Below are 21132 nucleotides of genomic sequence, written 5' to 3' on the forward strand. Positions count from 1 at the left end.
GACAATTGAAAATCTAAAGATATTCCAATTTCTAAATATAGTACAATTCATATTGTTAACGCTTACATAAATGTCTAAAAATATTCAAATTATTTTCTAAATATCGTTCTAACAGTCCCATTTGATTCGGTGTTATGATTAAATCAAGCGTTATGATAACGCTTTCAATTAAGTGTTTTATAAAAAAGAGGGGGTTTTTCTTAATGAAAAAACAATGGTTTTTAGTGTTAACGGTTTTATCTATTCTTTTTCTAGCTGCCTGTAGTGGTGAGGGTTCTGAAAGTTCAGGTGATAATGATTCTAGCTCAGGTGATAAGGCTTCAGGGGATGAAACAACATCAATTACAGCTTGGGCATGGGATGTAAATTTTAATATTGCAGCTCTAAACATTGCGAAAGAGCATTATGAAGGTGACTTGGAATTAGACATTATAGAAAATGCGCAAGAGGATATCGTTCAAAAATTAAATACTGGATTAAGTTCAGGAACGATGAAAGGAATGCCTAACATTGTATTAATTGAAGATCAACGTGCGCAAAGTTTCTTGCAAGCATATCCAGATGCTTTCTTCCCAATCGATGACTATTTCAACACGGATGACTTTGCAGCGTATAAATTGGAATCTACTAGTTTTGACGGAAAACAGTATGGTTTACCATTTGATACAGGTGTAACGGGATTATTCTTCCGGACAGACTACCTTGAAGAAGCTGGCTATACAACGGATGATTTAACTAATATTACGTGGGAAAAATACATTGAAATCGGTAAAGATGTAAAAGAGAAAACGGGTAAAGATTTCATTTCTCTAGATCCAAACGACTTAGGTCTTTTACGAGTTATGATGCAAACGGCTGGTGCATGGTACGTGGAGAATGATGGAACAACGGTAAATCTAGTAGACAATGAACCTTTGAAAAAGGCTTTGCAAAACTATAAAGCAATCATGGAAGCTGACATGGTGAAAGCTAACTCTGACTGGAGCCAGTTCCTTGCAGCATTCAATAGTGGTGATGTGGCAACTGTTCCTGTTGGTAACTGGATTGCTGCTAGTGTTGAAGCTGAAGAATCTCAATCAGGGAAATGGGCAGTTGCTCCGACTCCTCGTTTAGACATTGAAGGGGCAGAACAAGCGTCTAACCAAGGTGGTAGCTCATGGTATGTGCTAAATGTTGATGGAAAAGAAAAAGCTGCTGAATTTTTAGGTGAAACGTTCGGCTCAAGCACGCCATTCTACGAAGACTTAGTAACTGAAGTAGGTGCAATTGGTACGTATAAACCAGCTTCAAGTAGTGAAGTTTATGCTACTCCAAATGAATTCTTTGGTGGGCAAGCAATTGTAAAAGATTTCTCTGAATGGATGGCTGATGTTCCTCCGGTAAATATGGGCTTAAACACGTATGCAATCGAGGATATCATAGCTGCTGAAGTGCAAAATTATCTAAAAGGCAAAGCTTTAGAAGATGTACTTGCAGATGCTCAAGCTCAAGCAGAATCACAATTAAAATAAGTGAATCAATTTCATAATTACCTTAAACACCCATCTATAACGAAATATAGTTTGGAAATGTTTTTATCCAACTACATATTGTTATGGATGGCGCTGAAATAGGTATTATGAAATTGATTAAAGTAATTAATATTAATTAGCCTAAGGAGAAGCCTGAAACTTGGATGAGTAGTACACGATGCCAAAACAGCGCTATTACCTTAGGCTTTGTATCTAAACATGTCTTGTCAATGACCTAAAAAGAGAATCATCGGCAAATTTGAAAACACGTTATTTTTAAAATGAGGGGATTCTAGAAACGATTCATTTTCAGGGGGAATCATCTTCCTTATAAAGCCGAGTCTTTCTCATGAGTAAGGAGGAATGGAAACATGAGTCAATTGACAAAAGTTACGAATGTAGAAAATCCATTAAATAAAAAGACATTCGCTCAACGTTTTAAGAAAAATTATATGGGTTGGTTGTTTATTGTTCTGGCGGTAGTAGGAATATCGTTATTTTACTTTTATCCTATGATACAAGCACTTCTTCTTTCATTTCAGTCTGGGATGGGTACTAACCTTGAATATGTAGGTTTAGAGAACTACATGAGGCTATTTAATGACCCAACTTTTATATCAGCGTTGACCAATACGTTAATTTATCTATTAGTTCAAGTACCAGTAATGATTGTCCTAGCATTATTATTTTCTGTTCTACTAAATGATTCTACATTGAAATTCAAAGGTTTTTTCCGAGTAGCAATCTTTTTGCCGTGTGTAACGTCACTGGTTGCATACGCAGTTATCTTTAAATATTTATTTGGTGTAGACGGTCTAATTAACGAGTTACTGCTAAATTTACATCTTGTTTCAGAACCATTAAATTGGTTATCAGATCCATTCTTAGCAAAGCTTACAATTATTATGGCTATTACTTGGAGATGGACAGGTTACAACATGATTTTCTATTTATCAGCATTACAGAATGTTGATAAGCAAATGTATGAAGCTGCAAGAATTGACGGGGCTTCTGCAATCCAGCAGTTCTTCTTTATTACAGTTCCAATGTTAAAACCAATTATCTTATTCACATCTATTGTTTCGACAATTGGTACATTACAATTATTTGATGAGGTTATGAATATTACAAGTGGTGGTCCAGCAAATGCGACACTTTCTATTTCGATGTACATTTACAACCTATCATTTGAATATACACCAGACTTTGGATATGCAGCGACTGTATCCTACGTCATTGTTATTCTCGTTGTAATTTTATCTATTATTCAATTTAGAGTGGCAGGTGATCGAAAATGAAGCAATTAAAGAGAATAGCGACTTATGTGTTTCTAAGTATTGCAGCTTTAGTGTCCATATTTCCATTTTTATGGATGCTTGTTAGTATGACTAATAAATCCGTAGATGTTACCAAAGGTCGTTTACTTCCCGGTACGCATTTATTGGAAAACTTGAAAGTATTATTTGGTCAAGTAGATATCATGAACGCCATGATTAACTCAACCATAATAGCAGTAATTACAACATTCCTAACACTATTAATTGCTTCTTTAGCTGGTTATGGCTTTGAAATCTATCGCTCACCGGGAAAGGATAGAGTGTTTAGTATTCTACTTATATCGATGATGATTCCATTTGCTGCAATTATGATACCGTTGTACCGTTTATTCGGACAAATTTCTGGGACAGCGCCTTTCTTAGGTATTGATACATTAGCGGCAGCATTATTACCTACAGTTGTTACAGCCTTTTTCATCTTTTTCTTCCGGCAAAATACAAAAATGTTTGCGAAAGAATTGGTGGAAGCTGGAAGGATGGATGGGTTAAGTGAAATAGGCATCTTTTTCCGTATCTATGTACCTACGATGAAAACAACTTTTGCGGCAGCTGCAATTATTGCATTCATGAATAGTTGGAACAACTATCTATGGCCATTAGTTGTTTTACAATCACCAGACAAGTTAACGATTCCATTGTTAATTTCAAACCTTGGTTCTGGTTATACACCGGATTATGGTGTCATTATGACGGCAATTGTTTTTGCAACACTTCCAACAGCTGCTGTATTCTTCTTCATGCAGAAACACTTCGTAGCCGGTATGATGGGATCAGTAAAGGGTTAATTTGGGAATAGGTATCTTGTCTCACATTCGTGGGACCGGGTACCTATCTTTAAAGTTTAGTGAACAGAAGAATGGTTATGGTATAGAACCATTCCTGAGCTGCTAATACATATAGGAGGGTGAAAGTTGCCTACGATGAAACATGACTGGGAAAATGTCAATGTACTCCAACGAAATCGTAAACCGAATCGAGCCCATTTTGTTCCGTTTAAAGACAAACAAAGCGCGTTAACGTTCAAGCGTGATAACGCAGCATTTTTTAAATTATTAAATGGAAATTGGAAATTTCACTATGCGACTAGCCCAAGTCTATCACCAGAGAAATTCTATACAACAGGTTATGACATAAGTAACTGGGATGATTTATACGTCCCATCTTCCTGGCAAATGCACGGGTATGGTAACCCGGTGTACACAAATGTGGTTTATCCATTTCCGGTTGACCCGCCGTTTGTTCCAAGTGAAAACCCGACTGGTTCATACGTGAGAGAGTTTTTTATCTCAAAAGTCTGGATGGAAAAGCATATCACATTAAAATTTGAAGGTGTGGATAGCGCATTTTATGTTTGGGTAAACGGACAGAAGGTTGGCTACAGCCAAGGAAGTAGAATGCCTTCTGAATTTGATATTACACCTTATATTCTAGAAGGGAAAAATAGCGTTGCCGTTCAAGTCTATCAATGGTCTGATGCCACATACATGGAAGATCAAGATATGTGGTGGTTGAGTGGTATTTTCCGGGATGTATATTTATTAGCGGAGCCTAAAGTGCATGTACAAGATTACTTTGTTAAAACGATCCTAGATAAAAACAATGAAAATGCGGTACTGCAAATAGAGACTGTTGTTGAAAATAGTAGTAGCAAAGCGGTTGATGGCTACAAGCTAGATTATGAGTTACTAGATGCCAATGGCAGAGCGACCGTAACTAAACAAGACTCACTTTCTATGTCTATTGCAGCTAATAGCAAACAAACAATCGTTCAAACTTTTGATGTTATACAGCCAAATAAGTGGTCTGCGGAAAATCCGTATTTATATAGCCTAGTACTTTCGCTAAAAGATGCAGCTGGAGATGTAGCTGAAGTAATCCCGACACGCGTCGGTTTCAGGTCAGTCGAACTAAAGGATGGCTTGTTTTGGGTAAATGGTGTTGCAATAAAACTTAAAGGTGTGAACCGCCACGATCACCATCCAGATTTAGGACGGGCGGTGCCATTGGAGTGGATGATGGAAGACGTTAAACTAATGAAACAACATAATATTAACGCGGTTAGAACGGCTCACTATCCCAATGACCCGAGATTCTATGATTTATGTGACCGTTATGGTTTATACGTCATTGATGAAGCAGACTTAGAAACGCATGGGTTTGATGTGATTGGTAATTGGAATCAATTGAGTGATGACCCAGAATGGAAAGCTGCTTACTTAGACCGAATGCAGCGTATGGTACACCGTGACAAAAATCATGCATCAATCATTATGTGGTCATTAGGAAATGAATCTGGGTTTGGGAAAAACCATGTTGCAATGGCGACTTGGGCAAAAGGATTTGATGATACAAGACTTATTCACTGTGAGGGTGAAAGTCGTGCAATCACACGTACAGAAAGCGGCTATGATCAAAAGCGTGATCCAGAATCTTCTGATATATGTACGACTATGTACACAGCAGTTGAAGTAATGGACGCACTAGGGAAAAGAATAGATTTAAAAAAGCCGCACATCCTTTGTGAGTATGCGCATGCAATGGGTAACGGTCCAGGTGGATTAAAAGAGTATTGGGAAACATTCTATACACACGACCGTCTTCAAGGTGGTTTTGTTTGGGAATGGTTGGACCATGGTATTCGTCAGTATACAGAAGATGGCCAAGAATACTTTGCTTACGGTGGTGACTTTGGAGAGAATCCACACGATTCCAACTTTGTGATTGATGGATTGGTAATGGCTGATCGTACACCTTCACCAGGTCTAATGGAATATAAAAAAATAATCGAGCCTGTTATTGTCGATGCTGTTGATTTGGAAAATGGCAAAGTTAAGATTACAAATCGATATGATTTTATTTCATTAGCGCATCTACACGCGACATGGACGATTATGTCAGGAGAATCAATCGTTGAAAATGGGATACTTCCAATAGGAAACATTTCGGAACGTTCTAGTGAAATAGTTGAGTTAGGTTACGACATAAATATGTTCCATGGTTCAACAGATGATGTTTGGTTGAACATTGATTTTACGCTTGCAAAGAATACGGATTGGGCAAAAGTGGGGCATCGAGTTGCTTGGGGTCAGTTTAAATTACCAGTCCAAAAGGCTGAACTGAAGGAAGTTGCTTGCTCGGGAATCTCGTTACAAGTCGACGATATTATCAATAGTATTATCGTACAAGGGGATAATTTTATCTTTCGATTCGATAAGGTTGTTGGTAGTTTGGCAGAATGGAGATATCAAGGTATCGACCTAATTAAGGCTGGACCAAAGCTAAACGTGTGGCGTGCGCCTATTGATAATGATTTATGGTCACAGATCCCCTGGAAAGAGGTTCCTTCCGTTACAGAATGGAAGAATTACGGACTTCACAGGTTACAGCATCGAATCGATACGGTTAACTATAAGATTTTAGGAAACGATCAAGTAGAAGTAAATGTAGTTGCTCGTGTTGCTCCACCAATATGGAATTGGGGAATTACAACAACTTACACCTACACAATCGATGCGTTTGGTTCACTAAGGGTAAATGTAAAAGGCGATCCATATGGCAAACTTCCGGAAACGTTCCCTAGAATCGGTCTAAATATGGAAATTCCATCCATGTTTGATCATGTGAAGTGGTATGGTCGTGGACCAGACGAGGCTTATATAGATAGCAAGGAAGCAAGTGCCTTTGGCGTATGGTCGAAAAAAGTAGAAGACCTTTATACACCTTACGTTTATCCACAAGAAAATGGAAGTAGGCTAGACGTACACTGGGCAACATTAACGAATGAAAGTGGTGTTGGTATCGAATTCATAGGTGATCCACACGTTGATTTTAACGCTTCATATTTTCCACTAGAAACTATCGAAAAAGCGCAGCATACGTACGACTTAGTTAAGCAAAATTTCATTACCGTACAAGTTGACCATAAACAACATGGACTTGGATCATCTAGCTGTGGTCCTGACGTACTAGATAAGTATAGATTATACAGTGGGCCATTCCAGTTTACTTTAAAGATGAAGCCGAGTCTGAAATAAATTGCGATGATGACTTGACATGGAAAACATATAGAAGCAACTTAACAAAAAATACTTGTTTAATTCCTACTAATTTTAAAACCATCTACTACAATGTAGATAATGAGAATAAGGGAGGGAAATCATGGTGAAAAAATTCAAACCCGTTAGTGATAAAATATCAAAAATGTTGCACGGTGCAGATTATAATCCTGAACAGTGGTTCCAATACCCTGAAGTTTTTGAAGAAGATATTCGTTTAATGAAATTAGCGAATTGTAATGTAATGTCAGTAGGTATATTTTCTTGGACGACGATTGAACCGGAGGAAGGTCATTTTCAGTTTAAATGGCTAGACCATGTTCTAGATACATTTGCTGAAAACGGTATCTATGCATTTTTGGCAACACCAAGTGGAGCGAGACCGGCTTGGATGTCTGAAAAGTATCCGGAAGTTCTACGTGTGGGACCAAACCGTGTCAGGAATTTACATGGGTTGAGACACAACCATTGTTACACAGCACCTGTGTACCGGGAAAAAGTAAAGATTATAAATGCTAAGCTAGCAGAACGTTATGCCAATCACCCAGCAGTTATTGGTTGGCATGTATCGAATGAATACGGAGGAGAGTGTCATTGCGGTTTCTGTCAGGACGCATTCCGAAACTGGTTAAAAGAAAAGTATCAAACACTAGATAACCTGAATCACGCTTGGTGGGCAACCTTCTGGAGTCATACGTACACAGCTTGGTCACAAGTAGAGTCACCTGCTCCCCAGGGGGAAACAATGGTTCATGGTCTAAATTTAGATTGGAAGCGATTTGTTTCAGACCAAACGATTGATTTTTATAAACATGAGATCGCGCCGTTAAAGGAAAGGAATCCAAATCTTCCTGCGACAACTAATTTCATGGAAGCGTTTGAAGGATTGGACTATGCTAAATTTGCAAAAGAACTGGACTTCGTCTCATGGGATTCGTATCCAACCTGGCACTTTACCGCGGATGATATTAATGTGGCTGCCTGGACTGCTTTTAACCATGATATGTTTCGATCTTTAAAAGGTGGTCAACCATTCTTGCTCATGGAAAGCACGCCGAGTTTAACGAACTGGCAAGAAATTAGTAAGTTAAAACGGCCAGGTATGCATGTATTATCTTCTTTACAAGCAATTGCACATGGATCCGATTCCGTTCAGTATTTCCAATGGCGTAAAAGTCGTGGGTCAAGTGAGAAGTTTCATGGTGCCGTAGTAGACCATGTGGGAAGTGAGAATACTCGAGTATTTCAAGACGTTACGGAAGTCGGAGAAGTATTAACACAGTTGGATGAAATAGTAGGTACAAGTGTAGAACCTGAGGTAGCAATTATTTTTGATACAGAAAATCGCTGGGCGGTGAAAGATGCCCAAGGGCCCCGTAATATAGGTGTGAAATATGAAGAGACAATTCTAAATCATTACAAAGCGTTCTGGGAAAAGGGTGTACCTGTAGATGTCATTGATATGGACACGGATATATCAAAATATAAGCTAGTAGTTGCACCAATGCTATACATGGTAAAACCAGGGGTTGGTGAAAAAATAGAACAATTTGTAAACGATGGTGGAAAGTTTGTAACTACTTATTGGTCAGGGATTGTAGATGAGAATGACCTTTGTTTCTTAGGAGGTTTTCCTGGTCCACTTCGTAAGACACTAGGGATTTGGTCAGAGGAGATAGATGGTTTGCATGATGGTCAAACAAATCAAATTATTTTTTCACAAGATAACGAAATTGGTCTTAAGGGTTCCTTTGAAGTGTATGACCTATGTGATTTGATCCATCTTGAAGGTGCTCAAGCACTAGCAATTTACCAAGAGGATTTTTATGCAGGAAGACCTGCAATAACGGTTAATCAATTGGGAAAAGGAAGGGGATATTATATAGCTTCAAGAATTGAAAATCAATGTCACTCTGATTTTTATGGTGCGTTGATAAAGCAAATAGGAATCAAAACAGTAATCAACGGCGAGTTACCGTATGCAGTTACAGCACAATTAAGAACGGATGGTGAAAAAGATTTTATCTTCCTATCTAATTTTAGTGCAGATACACAGGTAGTCGATCTTATAGACAAAGCACTTATCGATGTACGAACTGGAAAGGCTGTACCAAATAAAATGGAAATACCGGCGTATGGAATGAAAGTATTAAAAAGAAAAGCTAGTTTCTAAGATTGTTATACGTATAAAATGGGCGGAAAACATTTCTTTCACGTGAGTGTATATAAATAAAAGATATCGAGATTCATTGTCTACCAAGGCTTTTCTCGGGTTGACTTTGGATGAACACACAGGCGTTTACACTATTCTAAATAAAATGTAATCGTATTCGGAGGTTTTACTTATGCCAATAACTTTTGATTCATCTAGTAAAGTATTTCACCTACAGGCTAAACATACAAGTTATGTTATGCAGATTGTAAAAGAGGGTTATTTAGCTCATTTATATTGGGGTAAGCGAGTGAGACAATCCCGTGTACCTAATAACCTTCGTTATCTTGATCGAGGTTTTTCTGGTAATCCGAACAAAGAAGACAGAGGCTTTTCACTGGATACACTTCCACATGAATACCCTGCTTATGGAAATACGGACTTTAGAGGTCCTGCAATTCAGGTTGAGCAATCAAATGGATCAAGAATAACAGATCTTCGCTATGATTCACATGAAATTATTTCTGGAAAGCCTAAGTTACCCGGTCTCCCTGCTACCTATGTAGAAGATGATAAGGAGGCTGAAACGTTAAAAGTACGGCTAAAAGATGTTGAATTAGGTTTAGTTATCACGTTAACGTATTCCGTATATAAGGGCTTGGATGTGATTACGCGCTCTACTTATATAGAAAATAACGGAAAAGATTCTCTCCGTCTGTTAAAGGCTGCGTCGATGAATGTGGATTTTCGTGATAAGCATTTTGAAATGGTTAATTTGCCGGGTGCTCATGCCCGTGAGCGTGATATAGAGCAGCTTCCACTAAGAATAGGAATGCAATCAGTTGGAAGTAGACGAGGATCTAGCAGTCATCATCAAAACCCTTTTATTGCATTGACTCGACCTGAAACAACAGAGAATACTGGAGAGGTTTATGGTTTTAGTCTTGTTTATAGTGGAAGCTTTGACGCTTCTGTAGAAGTAGATCAAACGGAACAAGCTCGTGTCACGATGGGGATAAACAGTTTTGATTTTTCATGGTTGCTTGAACCGAATCAGTTTTTTCAAACACCAGAGGTCGTAATGGTGTACAGTTCAAAAGGTATAGGTGACATGTCAAGAACTTATCATAAACTTTACAGAGATCGACTTTGTAGAGGCGAACATAGACATAAAGAGCGCCCGATTTTGATCAATAATTGGGAAGCGACCTATTTCGACTTTGATGAAGATTCCATTTTACGCATTGCAGATCATGCCGCCGAAGCAGGGATTGAGTTATTTGTTTTAGATGACGGCTGGTTTGGAAAGCGAGATAACGATAAGTCTTCCTTGGGTGATTGGTTTGTTTACGAAGACAAGTTACCGAACGGCTTACCTGCTTTAGTGAAAAAGATTAATCAAAAAGGAATGAAATTCGGATTGTGGTTTGAACCTGAAATGGTCTCTGTTGACAGTGATTTATATCGAAATCATCCGGATTGGTGTATACATGTACCTGAGAGACGACGGTCTGAAAGTAGAAACCAACTCGTTTTAGATTTTTCAAGGTCGGATGTTTGTGAAGAAATAATAAACCGGTTGACAGCCATTTTAGAAAGTGCCCCTATTGACTACGTGAAGTGGGATATGAATCGAAATATGACAGAAATTGGGTCAGCTAGCCTTCCGCCAATTAGGCAAAAAGAAACAGCTCACCGATACATATTAGGTTTATATGCTGTGTTAGAGGAGCTCACTTCTCGATTTCCGCACATTTTGTTTGAAAGCTGTTCTGGCGGTGGTGGAAGATTTGACCCTGGTATGCTTTATTACATGCCGCAAACGTGGACGAGTGATAATACGGATGCCATATCCCGGTTACGTATCCAGTATGGAACAAGTCTTGTTTACCCTGTAAGTACTATAGGAGCCCATGTCTCTGAAGTACCAAACCATCAGGTAGGGAGAATAACACCACTTGAAACGAGAGGACATGTAGCAATGGACGGAAACCTAGGCTATGAATTGGATGTAACCAAGTTAGCCGAAGAAGAACTCGAACAAATTAAAGCACAAGTATCGATATATAAATCTATTCGTAAAACCGTACAATTCGGTGACCTATATCGGGTAGTAGATCCTTTTCTATGTCAAAACTATGGAACAGTTCATGTAAATGAAGATAAATCAAAAGCGGTGTTTTTCTATGTCCATGTGCTTGCAGAGGCAAATGGACCGTTCCATACAATAAAGTTGGCTGGATTAGACCCCGAAAAAGATTATCGAATTTTAGAAACTGGAGAAGTTTATGGTGGAGATGAACTTATGAACATGGGTTTGAATGTACCTTACCCAGATCATGACTTTAAAAGTGTCATGTACCGCCTAGAAGAAGATTAGGATAAATATGATTGGAATAAATGTTTAATAGAAAGGTAGGATGATTAGATTGAAAGAAGCTTATAAATCAACATTAGAGCCGAGTATTGATTGGCTTTCAAATTTAAATGTATATGCAGTTAATCGACTTCCTGCACATTCAGACCATCTTTATTATCAAACAATAACAGAAGCAAATTCCAATTCTGCTATGAAGATGAGACATAGCTTAAATGGGAATTGGAAATTTAATTACGCTATTAATCCTCAAAGTCGAGTGGAGGATTTTTATCGAAATGATTTTGATGTGTCATCATGGGGTGATATTACTGTTCCAGGACATATTCAGCTACAAGGTTATGGGAAAGCACAATACGTAAATACGATGTACCCGTGGGATGGTCATAATGATATTCTTCCCCCTGACATACCAGAGGATCACAATCCAGTTGGTAGTTATGTGAAGTCATTTTATCTACCGACTAACATGGACAAAAAGCCGGTTTATATATCTTTCCAGGGGGTAGAATCAGCATTCTATGTATGGTTAAATGGTGAGTTCATTGGATATAGTGAAGATTCATTTACCCCGGCTGAATTTGAGCTGACACCCTATTTACATGACGGAGAAAATAAATTAGCAGTAGAGGTATATCAACGAAGTACAGGTAGCTGGTTGGAAGATCAGGACTTTTGGAGGTTCTCAGGTATATTTCGAGAAGTGTATCTTTATACTGTTCCTAAAATTCACGTGAATGATTTGAATGTTCGTGCGCAGTTAGACGCCACGTACAAAGTTGGTTCACTTGATGTAGATTTAAGCTTTTTATCAGAAGTACCAGATGGAACAAAAGTAGTAGCAAACCTAACCGATAAAAGCGGTGATTTAGTAGTTTCCCAAACAACGGAGCCTGATCAGCTAAAAGGTAAAATTACTGTCGAGGTTGATACTCCTTATCTGTGGAGTGCTGAAGACCCCTATTTATACAAATTATATATTCAAATCTTCGATAAGGATGATCACCTAGTTGAGGTTATCCCGCAAAAGATTGGTTTTAGAAGATTTGAAATGATTGATAAAATCATGTGTATTAATGGAAAACGGATTGTTTTTAAAGGTGTTAACCGCCATGAATTTAATTGCTATAGTGGACGAACAATTACGAGAGAGGATATGTTATGGGATGTCAAAACATTAAAAAGAAATAACATGAATGCTGTTCGTACATCTCATTACCCAAACCAAACATACTGGTATGAACTGTGTGATGAGTATGGTTTGTATGTGATCGATGAAATGAACTTAGAAACGCATGGTTCCTGGCAAAAGATGGGTGCTGTTGAACCTTCTTGGAATATCCCAGGCAACAAAAAAGAATGGGAAAATATTGTCATAGATAGAGCTATTTCCATGTACGAACGAGATAAAAATCATCCATCTATTATTATTTGGTCTTGTGGGAATGAGTCCTATGCTGGAGAAGTGATTCTAAACGTTTCCAACTATTTTAGATCGGTGGATCCAAGCAGGCTTGTTCATTATGAAGGAGTTTTTTACGATCGAGATTACAACGCAACGAGCGATATGGAAAGTCGTATGTATGCAAAACCAGCAGATATTGAGCGATATCTGAATGATAATCCCGAAAAGCCATATATTAGCTGTGAGTACATGCATGCGATGGGGAATTCGCTAGGTGGGATGTATAAATATACGGACCTTGAAAATAAGTTCCCGATGTATCAGGGTGGTTTTATTTGGGATTATATCGACCAATCATTAATAAAAAAAGATCGTTACGGGGATGAGTACTTAGCATACGGTGGAGATTTTGGCGATCGACCAACCGATTATGGATTTTGTGCGAACGGTATTGTTCATGCTAATCGGGAGTTATCCCCCAAAATGCAAGAGGTGAAGTTTTTATATCAAAACGTCAAGCTTATACCTGATCAGACTGGTGTAACGATTATTAACAATCATCTTTTTACGAATGTATTAGCGTATGATTTAGAATATATCCTATATGTAGAAGGTAAAGAACTATACCGAAACAAAGTTTCTGCTGATGTAGAACCGCAAAGTAAAGAACGCATTGCTTTTTATTGGCCGGATGATTTGCAACTTGATTCTGGAGAGTATTGTATTCATACATTACTTAAGCTAAAAGAACATAACTTATGGGCAGAAGCTGGTTATGAAGTTGCTTTTGGTCAGTTTGTGTATGACATCGAGTTAGACACAGAAGAAGAGGTTAGTAAAGGGAATTTAAAAGTAGTAGAAGGTGACGTGAACATTGGCGTTCATGGTAATGATTTTACTATTATGTTTTCTAAACAAGTAGGTAGTTTAACTTCAGTTAATTATGCAGGTGAAGAAATGATTGCCTATCCACCGGCTCCTTTATTTTGGAGAGCTACAACAGATAACGATAGAGGGTATGCACAAAGTTTTGAATCAGGATGCTGGTTAACAGCAAGTCTTGCTAGAAAATGTACGGAGATTCTTTTTACGGAAGAGGATGACCATGTTGATGTAGGATTCACTTATAAATTCTCCATTAGTGACGAAATAGAGACAAAGGTAATCTACTCCGTATATTCAGACGGTAGTATCCGAGTGAAATCTGCATATCAAGGTGCTAATCACTTACCACACATGCCTATCTTTGCGGTTTCATTTAAAGTTCCTGCAGATTACCACAATTTAGAGTGGTATGGTATGGGTCCAGAAGAAAATTATTCAGACCGAGCAATGGGAGCAAGGCTAGGTAGATTTAAAAATCAAGTAGCTGATAATCTATCGAAATATGTAATGCCACAAGAATCAGGGAACCGGACCGGTATACGCTGGGTAAGTGTAACAAGCGAAACAGGGAAAGGTTTAAACATAGCGTCAACAAATAAGGCACTTGAATGCAATTTTTCTCCATACACTGCATTTGAACTTGAGAACGCGCAACATCATTACGAATTACCGAATATTCATTACACCGTAGTAACCATTGCAGGTAAACAAATGGGTGTTGGTGGAGACGATAGTTGGGGTGCACCGGTTCATGATGAACATCTAATAAAAGCAAATGAGGATATGAGTTTTGAGTTTTTAATAAGTAGGATATGAGTCTTTTATTTTTTAGATGGAGAGTCTCCTATAAAGGGGACTCTCTTCTGATGTCTTAGGAGAAACCGACATTCATACCATCATCTTGCATATGGTTAGACTAAACCAACATATTCACTCATAATATAAAAGGTTAGAGGGGGTGTTGGTAATTCAACAGAAAGAACATGAATCTGTATTACATAATCCAACAGGGAAACAGCGCTTAGGCTTGGCTTTTCTGCTCGCTATGCTTAGCATGTTAGGGCCATTCAATATTGATATGTATTTACCTAGTTTCCCAGAAATAGCTGATGATTTAGAGGCTCGTGCTTCACTGGTGCAACTTAGTCTAACCGCATGTTTAATCGGACTTGCAATCGGACAAGTCGTTGTTGGTCCAATTAGTGACGCAAGAGGTAGAAAAAAACCTTTATTACTATTCCTTACTTTATTTGCATTTGCATCGCTTATTTGTGCGCTTGCACCGAATATAACGATATTAGTAATTGCTCGATTCTTACAAGGGTTTACTGCTTCAGCTGGAATTGTACTTTCGCGTGCTGTTGTGCGTGATGTGTTTACTGGAAAAGAATTAACGAAATTTTTTGCGCTTTTGATGGTGATTAATGCGACTGCTCCAATCATCGCACCGTTAAGTGGTGGAGCTGTTTTACTATTGCCTTTTGCAACATGGCATACTATTTTCTTGTTCTTAAGCCTACTCGGAATCGTTATTGTTTCAACGGTTGCGTTCAAGTTAAAAGAAACATTGCCAGAAGAAAGACGCATACCTAGTTCGATTGGAAGTTCCGTCCGAACGATGGGAAGTCTACTGAAAGATCGGTCTTTTATTGGTTATGCTATTGTAGTTGGCTTTGTGCAAGGGGGAACTTTTGCATATGTAGCTGGTACACCATTCGTTTATCAAGATATCTATCATGTTTCACCGCAAGCATTTAGTTTATTATTTGGTATTAATGGTCTAGCAATTATTTTAGGAAGTTTTCTTGTTGGACGCTTGAGTGACATCCTGGAAGAAAGAACTTTACTTCGCACAGGTGTCATTACATCGTTATGTACAAACGCGTTATTACTAGTCATGACAATTATGGAAGGACCATTATACATGTTAGTGATACCGATATTTATTCATCTGTTAACGATTGGGATTGTCTTAACAAGTTCGTTTTCAGTGGCCATGAAACATCAGGGACATCGAGCTGGGAGTGCGAGTGCGCTTTTAGGTATGCTTCCATTAGTAGTTGGTTCGATATTAGCTCCTATCGTTGGAATTAACGAAGCTTCAGCAGTGCCAATGGGTGCAGCATTATTCAGTAGTTCTCTGATTGGCTTTATCGCCTTCTTTACACTAACTAAAAAAGAGAAGCCCGAATTAGAAGAACAAAAAAGTTAATACAAGAAAATAAAAATAGGGACAGTCTATCTGTTCCTATTTTTATTTTCAATAGCTTATCCGTATGCGTGTGGAATTATTTGTTATAATTAATATTAATTTAATAGACAGATTGAAAGTGAATCTAGAGCATAAAAAAATGGAGGAGAAACAATTGAAAACTGGTAAACAGATAAAATATTCTGGGGTTTTTATGGCTATAGGATTACTTGTTAGCATAGTTATCAATATCACCTTACTATCTAGATTGGATCAAGTACAAAATCAAGTAAATTCTATTTCTGAATATCAATATGAAATTATAAATAACGTTAATGATCAAACGAGTCAAATTCAGATGGCAATGGACGAAATACAAAGGGAACAAAGCTGGATTAGTGCCATCAACATGGACTTAAATACAGAAGAATTAAAAGATGGCGAAGCAGTGGCTAACTTTGATTGGCAAATAAAGGAGCTTTCTAACAATTCTCAAGTTGTTTTTAATTACAGGCTTGGAGAGAACGAAAACTACACAGCTATTTCTGCGGAAGAGTTAGAAAAAGGATTGTTTCGTGCAAAAGTACCAATTGAAATTGATTTAAAGCCACAATGGGATATTGGATTATATACTGATTCAGGTCAGGAGATGAGTAAAGCAGAGTTGGAAGAACAAATAGCAGAGGAGCAGAGTCCATATGACTTTCAGTATTTTGTATCTATGTCCAATGATGATGTCATCAAAAGCGGGGAAGTACATACTGAAAACTTAGGTTATTTTGGAACGAGTTATTATGGGTTTTTACAAGCAGATGTACATATGGAAAAAGGTAACCCAATCATTTCATTAACTAGCCATAGTGGAGAGGTTTCATCTATTTATGTAGAAGAAGCCTATCTTCAGAAGTATCAAAATCAAACGTTAATAGGTGAACAGGAATTTGAATCAGATGACCTACATAATTCATCTGATATTGGATATAAAATTTTTAATTTAAATGAGGTGGAGCAATACGAGGACATGCGTTTCGTTATTAAAGTAATCTATAACGATGGTGAAACCTTTGAAAAGGAGGTTTATTAATCTCGACCATGGGGACAGGTACCTTGTCCCCTTCATGTTCCAAAATTCACCTTTTTTGTCTTTCAATAAACGCTAGTATAACAGTACACTAGTATGAATTTAGTGACTATCTTCATCGATATCACTATGATTAACTGTCAATTTCTTTAGATGACCAATGTTTATGATCTTAATATGTGTAGAAGATATTAAACCAATTCCAATCCCCAGAAGAACACCTATACCAATATAAAAGCTTTTTTCTTTTTTTATCATTCCTAACCACTCCTATGCTTAAATAATAAATAATTGAAAAAAATTCCTTACAGATAGTATATACAATAATTTTAACGATTGTAATGTACAATTTATATATACCTATGTGGTTCTTATTTAAAACCTTCTATAAATGTAATCGCATTCATGATAAACTATAACTAGTAAAAATGAATAGTTATTCATTAAAGAGGTGGAAGGGTATGAAGGGAAAAGTGGTAATTGTAACAGGTGGTTCAAGCGGAATGGGGAAGTATATGGCAGATTGTTTTGCGCGAGCTGGTGCAAAAGTCGTAATCACAGGTAGAAATGAGGAAAGACTAGACCTTGCAGTTAAGGAAATTAATGAAAAGAACCGTGATGCTAAGGTGTTGAAGTTTCAGATGGATGTTCGTGAAATTGATCATGTGCAGGAAATGGTAGCTACTACTATCCGAGAATTTGGACAGATTGATTATTTAGTCAATAATGCCGCTGGGAATTTTATTTGCCCTGCGGAAAAATTAAGTGCCAACGGTTGGAATTCAGTGATTAACATCGTTTTGAATGGAACTTTCTATTGTAGTAGTGAAGTAGGAAAGCATTGGATTGAAAAGGAAATCAAAGGAAGCATTATCAATATGGTAGCAACTTATGCTTGGAATGCTGGTACGGGTGTGATTCACTCAGCAGCAGCGAAAGCGGGTGTACTTTCAATGACGAGAACCCTTGCTGTGGAATGGGGAAGAAAATATGGTATTCGTGTTAATGCCATTGCACCAGGTCCAATTGATCGAACTGGAGGGGCTGAAAAGTTGTGGGAATCCGAATCAGCAATCGAGAGAACAATAGATAGTGTACCTCTAGGTCGACTAGGCACACCTGAAGAAATTACTGAACTTGCCTATTTTCTTTTTTCTAGTAATGCCGGGTATATAAACGGTGAATGTATAACAATGGATGGGGGACAGTGGTTAAACCAGCATCCATTTTAATCTAAACTGGAGCTTACAAGGTTAGCCTGGTTTGATAAAGTGATTGAACAGAGTAAATTTGATTTTTTTCTTTGGTTGATTTGTTGCGAAATAGAGTATTTATACTAGGGCATCTCTTTTACTCTGTTCATTTATTAACGATCCAACTACAAAAGGTATATAGAAAAGCATTTCACTTCTCCGTCTGCATCCCACATGGTAAATATATATACACAAGGATAAAACACATTGAAAGTTTGTAACATCAATGGCTTTTTGTATTTCTCCTGTAAATGAATGTATAAGCGCTAAATTGAAATTGCTAAAAACATTAACAAAATCTCCATAAAAAATGAATACACATCTTTAAAATAAATTTTCATTTTGAAACTGAACGAATCCTGGTAAAGCTATACTTCATAATAAAGCCTCATGTTTTTTAGACTTTCTATAATCCTTGACCCTGTATCACTCATTTCAACATTTGGTTACGTTCTTCCATTTGAGGTGGTTCTTCCATCCAACCATTTTTAATCATTATTTTTGCGCCTTTATGAGCATATTCAAATATATCTTTCATAAAAATAGTCATTTTAGCTGGTAAATCATTCCGCAAACTAAAAGCAGTACCTAAAGAGCCACTGCCCATAGAAAAACTGCAAAAAAGACTTGTACAATACAACATCAATTTATCAGAAAATGGCGCTAATGTTGAACGGGTTGCATTACCACCTGCTGTTTGGGGAGCTTGAATATTGTTTTGAAGTAGGGTTTCACTTAATTCTTTTACAATACTTTTAGCAAGTTCGGCTCCATCGTTAAAGTAGTTTTTAACCTCTTGCTTATTTGCACATTGACCAAAACCAGTAATCATTTGAAGCCCAGCAACATTTGATTCAATTGAATGATGAAGTTGAGCAACTTCCACTGTATTTAAAGAACGTTTTTCGCTAAATGGATTCACGGAGAGTCCACTCAAATATTGCTTATTTTTAACAAATTCAACTGACTTTGGCATTGAAACATAAGGAGATTTAACAAGAAGTCCTTTTTCAAGTAAATATTGTGTGCAAAGGTTGTAATACTTTTGAGTAATGGTAGTTAGCTCTTTAAAAATCAGTACAATATCTTCTCGATAAGACATAGTGATATTTAATGAGTGAAGACCCATACTAATTTCTTTTAATAGGCGAACAAACATGATGTCAAACCCATTATCATATAACTTTGGCACCTCCTTGTTAACATCCTGAGCAGTATATCCAACTGGTATTACAGCCCCTTCATTTTGTAAAGTTTCTTTGATTTTACCAACATAATTGTCAATCTCCCCATATAAATTAGTCATAATCTCCTTAGCTTTTTCATCGTCGGCTTTTTCTATAAAATATTCTAATATACGTAAAATCATAGTCTTTTCCTGATATGTAAGCCATAATACACCTAATTCAGATGATGTAATAGCTGGTTTTTCTGGCATATAATCTCCTCCTAAAGTTTCTTATTTTAGCTTTAGTATAAGATGGTATCTTTATTCATTATCTTTTATAATACTCATCATTCTTATTTAACATAATTGCTTCGTTTGTTGAATAAGAATTTCTCCTTGGATGTGCATAAAAATAATGCAATATACACTTGTGTTGTGTTTAATTGTGTAATAATTTGATGCCTACATAAACTCTTTCAACCCTATTACTAAATGAAAGACAGGTTTTTAACTGGAAGATAAGTGTGCCATTTTATCAAGCGAAAACTGTATCATCTTATTAAACGGTTACACCGTTAATTTTGAAACACTGAATGAACACATTAGCCTAACCTCTTTCCATACACGATTAGTCATCTTTTTCTTTTGGTAAGTAATCTATCTTTTATACGGTAAGAGTATCCTGTAATATTCACTACTGTCGCATGATGAAGGACTCGGTCTAATATGGCATTGGCTATTTTAGTATCCTGGAATATATCTGTCCAAGTTTTAAAGTTTGCGGTTGTCGATAAATTCGTACTTAATCATTTCTTTAGATTCTTAATGTAGCATTTATATCCAAAAAGGTTTGTGACTTCATTTAGAGTAAGACAACTCGTGAGCTCTTATCTTTAAAGATAGGAACATAGCTTTTTAACCATGGTTAAATCTACTAATCGCCAGTAATTTAGTTAAAGCATCCAAACCTTTATAGGAAGGAATCATAATCTAATAAATAAAGGAGGGATTCTATGAGTCAAGACTTGTTAAAAAAAGTGGAGAAAAAGACAGGAATAGATAAGCAAAGCATTGCTAAGGTTGCTAGCTCATTTAATGGAAAAAACCTTCAAGATGAAAAGACAGCAAGGACATTAGTAAGGCAGGTTGGTAAACTTGCTGGCAAAAAGGTTCCTAGAGAAACAGAAGATATGATAGTAAAAATGTTATCAAATGGAAAGGCAATTAACGAAAATACAATTAATAAAATGATGAAGTAAAAAAAGCAGAGTTAATTCTCTGCTTTTTTATTATTTAATGCCAGACAAGGTTATATTGGTGGAAAGACCAATACAGGTGGGGCCTTACTTTGAAATTAGAGGACAGGCATTAACTGCGTCTATTTCTGATGAAATAATCCGAGGCAAGACGCGTGTAGTATTAAAAGACCATTGGAAGAGTGAAAGATTAGCTGAATTTGGATTCACGCAGCATAAGCGGAAAACATCCTTGTTTCATTATGGGGCATTAGAATTGTAAAAATTAATAGTATTAGCACTATTAAAAAGTAAAGGATTTAATACCAGGACTAAAAAATATAGGTGCGCATGTGAACAAGATTCGACGAGTAACTGGATTCTTTCTATAGAAAATTCTCGATAAATACTAATCATTAACACTGAAAAACTATAATGATCCGATAATCATAGACGAGTTTAAAAGGAAGATGGCCACTTAT

The 21132-nt window shown here is 37.0% G+C and carries 14 protein-coding genes and 1 pseudogene; 12 read left to right on the forward strand and 3 right to left on the reverse strand.

Annotated elements, in window-relative coordinates:
• The first annotated feature begins 203 nt into the window (after positions 1-203).
• The 9 genes from QQS35_RS22545 to QQS35_RS22585 all read left to right on the forward strand — a co-directional run bounded on the left by QQS35_RS22545 (position 204) and on the right by QQS35_RS22585 (position 16997).
• Entirely contained in the window at positions 204-1511 is a 1308-nt protein-coding gene (locus QQS35_RS22545) for an ABC transporter substrate-binding protein (protein ID WP_285934518.1), read from the forward strand.
• A gap of 452 nt (positions 1512-1963) precedes the next feature.
• Positions 1964-2809 (forward strand): carbohydrate ABC transporter permease, encoded by an 846-nt coding sequence (locus QQS35_RS22550; protein ID WP_285934573.1) that lies wholly within the window; start codon positions 1964-1966, stop codon positions 2807-2809.
• Complete coding sequence (locus QQS35_RS22555; RefSeq protein ID WP_285934519.1) at positions 2806-3633, forward strand: carbohydrate ABC transporter permease; 828 nt, start codon at positions 2806-2808, stop codon at positions 3631-3633. Before QQS35_RS22550 ends, QQS35_RS22555 begins: the two co-directional genes overlap by 4 nt.
• Before the next feature lie 135 nt (positions 3634-3768).
• Positions 3769-6882 carry a glycoside hydrolase family 2 TIM barrel-domain containing protein gene (locus tag QQS35_RS22560; RefSeq protein ID WP_285934574.1) on the forward strand — a complete coding sequence of 1038 codons (3114 nt, stop codon included), beginning with the start codon at positions 3769-3771 and terminating at the stop codon, positions 6880-6882.
• 124 nt (positions 6883-7006) lie between these two features.
• A complete protein-coding gene (locus QQS35_RS22565; RefSeq protein WP_285934521.1) occupies positions 7007-9076 on the forward strand; it encodes a beta-galactosidase in 2070 nt (689 codons plus the stop codon).
• 172 nt (positions 9077-9248) lie between these two features.
• Positions 9249-11435 carry an alpha-galactosidase gene (locus QQS35_RS22570; protein ID WP_285934522.1) on the forward strand — a complete coding sequence of 729 codons (2187 nt, stop codon included), beginning with the start codon at positions 9249-9251 and terminating at the stop codon, positions 11433-11435.
• A gap of 40 nt (positions 11436-11475) precedes the next feature.
• Positions 11476-14538: a glycoside hydrolase family 2 TIM barrel-domain containing protein gene (locus QQS35_RS22575; protein ID WP_407934001.1), complete on the forward strand. Its 3063-nt coding sequence runs from the start codon at positions 11476-11478 to the stop codon at positions 14536-14538.
• 142 nt (positions 14539-14680) lie between these two features.
• Entirely contained in the window at positions 14681-15934 is a 1254-nt protein-coding gene (locus QQS35_RS22580) for a Bcr/CflA family efflux MFS transporter (protein ID WP_285934524.1), read from the forward strand.
• Positions 15935-16088: 154 nt separating this feature from the next.
• A complete protein-coding gene (locus QQS35_RS22585; protein ID WP_285934525.1) occupies positions 16089-16997 on the forward strand; it encodes a hypothetical protein in 909 nt (302 codons plus the stop codon).
• Between the two features lie 99 nt (positions 16998-17096).
• On the opposite strand, the gene QQS35_RS22590 is transcribed toward QQS35_RS22585, so the two are convergent.
• Complete coding sequence (locus QQS35_RS22590) at positions 17097-17252, reverse strand: hypothetical protein (RefSeq protein ID WP_285934526.1); 156 nt, start codon at positions 17250-17252, stop codon at positions 17097-17099.
• A 203-nt stretch (positions 17253-17455) separates the two neighbouring features.
• On the opposite strand from QQS35_RS22590, the gene fadH reads away from it, so the two are divergent.
• On the forward strand, positions 17456-18226 hold the full coding sequence (gene fadH / locus QQS35_RS22595; protein ID WP_285934527.1) for a 2,4-dienoyl-CoA reductase: 771 nt from the start codon (positions 17456-17458) through the stop codon (positions 18224-18226).
• 451 nt (positions 18227-18677) lie between these two features.
• Here fadH and QQS35_RS22600 read toward each other — a convergent pair whose 3' ends face one another.
• Together QQS35_RS22600 and QQS35_RS22605 are read right to left on the reverse strand one after the other, a co-directional pair.
• The gene (locus QQS35_RS22600; protein ID WP_285934528.1) at positions 18678-19685 is read right to left on the reverse strand and encodes a DUF3231 family protein; all 1008 of its coding nucleotides are present in this window, start codon (positions 19683-19685) and stop codon (positions 18678-18680) included.
• Between the two features lie 362 nt (positions 19686-20047).
• A pseudogene (locus tag QQS35_RS22605) lies at positions 20048-20218 on the reverse strand (ATP-binding protein); the annotation flags it as partial.
• A 210-nt stretch (positions 20219-20428) separates the two neighbouring features.
• On the opposite strand from QQS35_RS22605, the gene QQS35_RS22610 reads away from it, so the two are divergent.
• The gene (locus tag QQS35_RS22610) at positions 20429-20674 is read left to right on the forward strand and encodes a stage VI sporulation protein F (RefSeq protein ID WP_285934529.1); all 246 of its coding nucleotides are present in this window, start codon (positions 20429-20431) and stop codon (positions 20672-20674) included.
• Positions 20675-20732: 58 nt separating this feature from the next.
• On the forward strand, positions 20733-20933 hold the full coding sequence (locus QQS35_RS22615; protein WP_285934577.1) for a hypothetical protein: 201 nt from the start codon (positions 20733-20735) through the stop codon (positions 20931-20933).
• The last annotated feature ends 199 nt before the right edge of the window (positions 20934-21132 follow it).

The sequence above is a fragment of the Aquibacillus rhizosphaerae genome (assembly GCF_030282825.1).
GTDB classification, from domain to species: Bacteria; Bacillota; Bacilli; order Bacillales; family Amphibacillaceae; genus Aquibacillus_C; species Aquibacillus_C rhizosphaerae.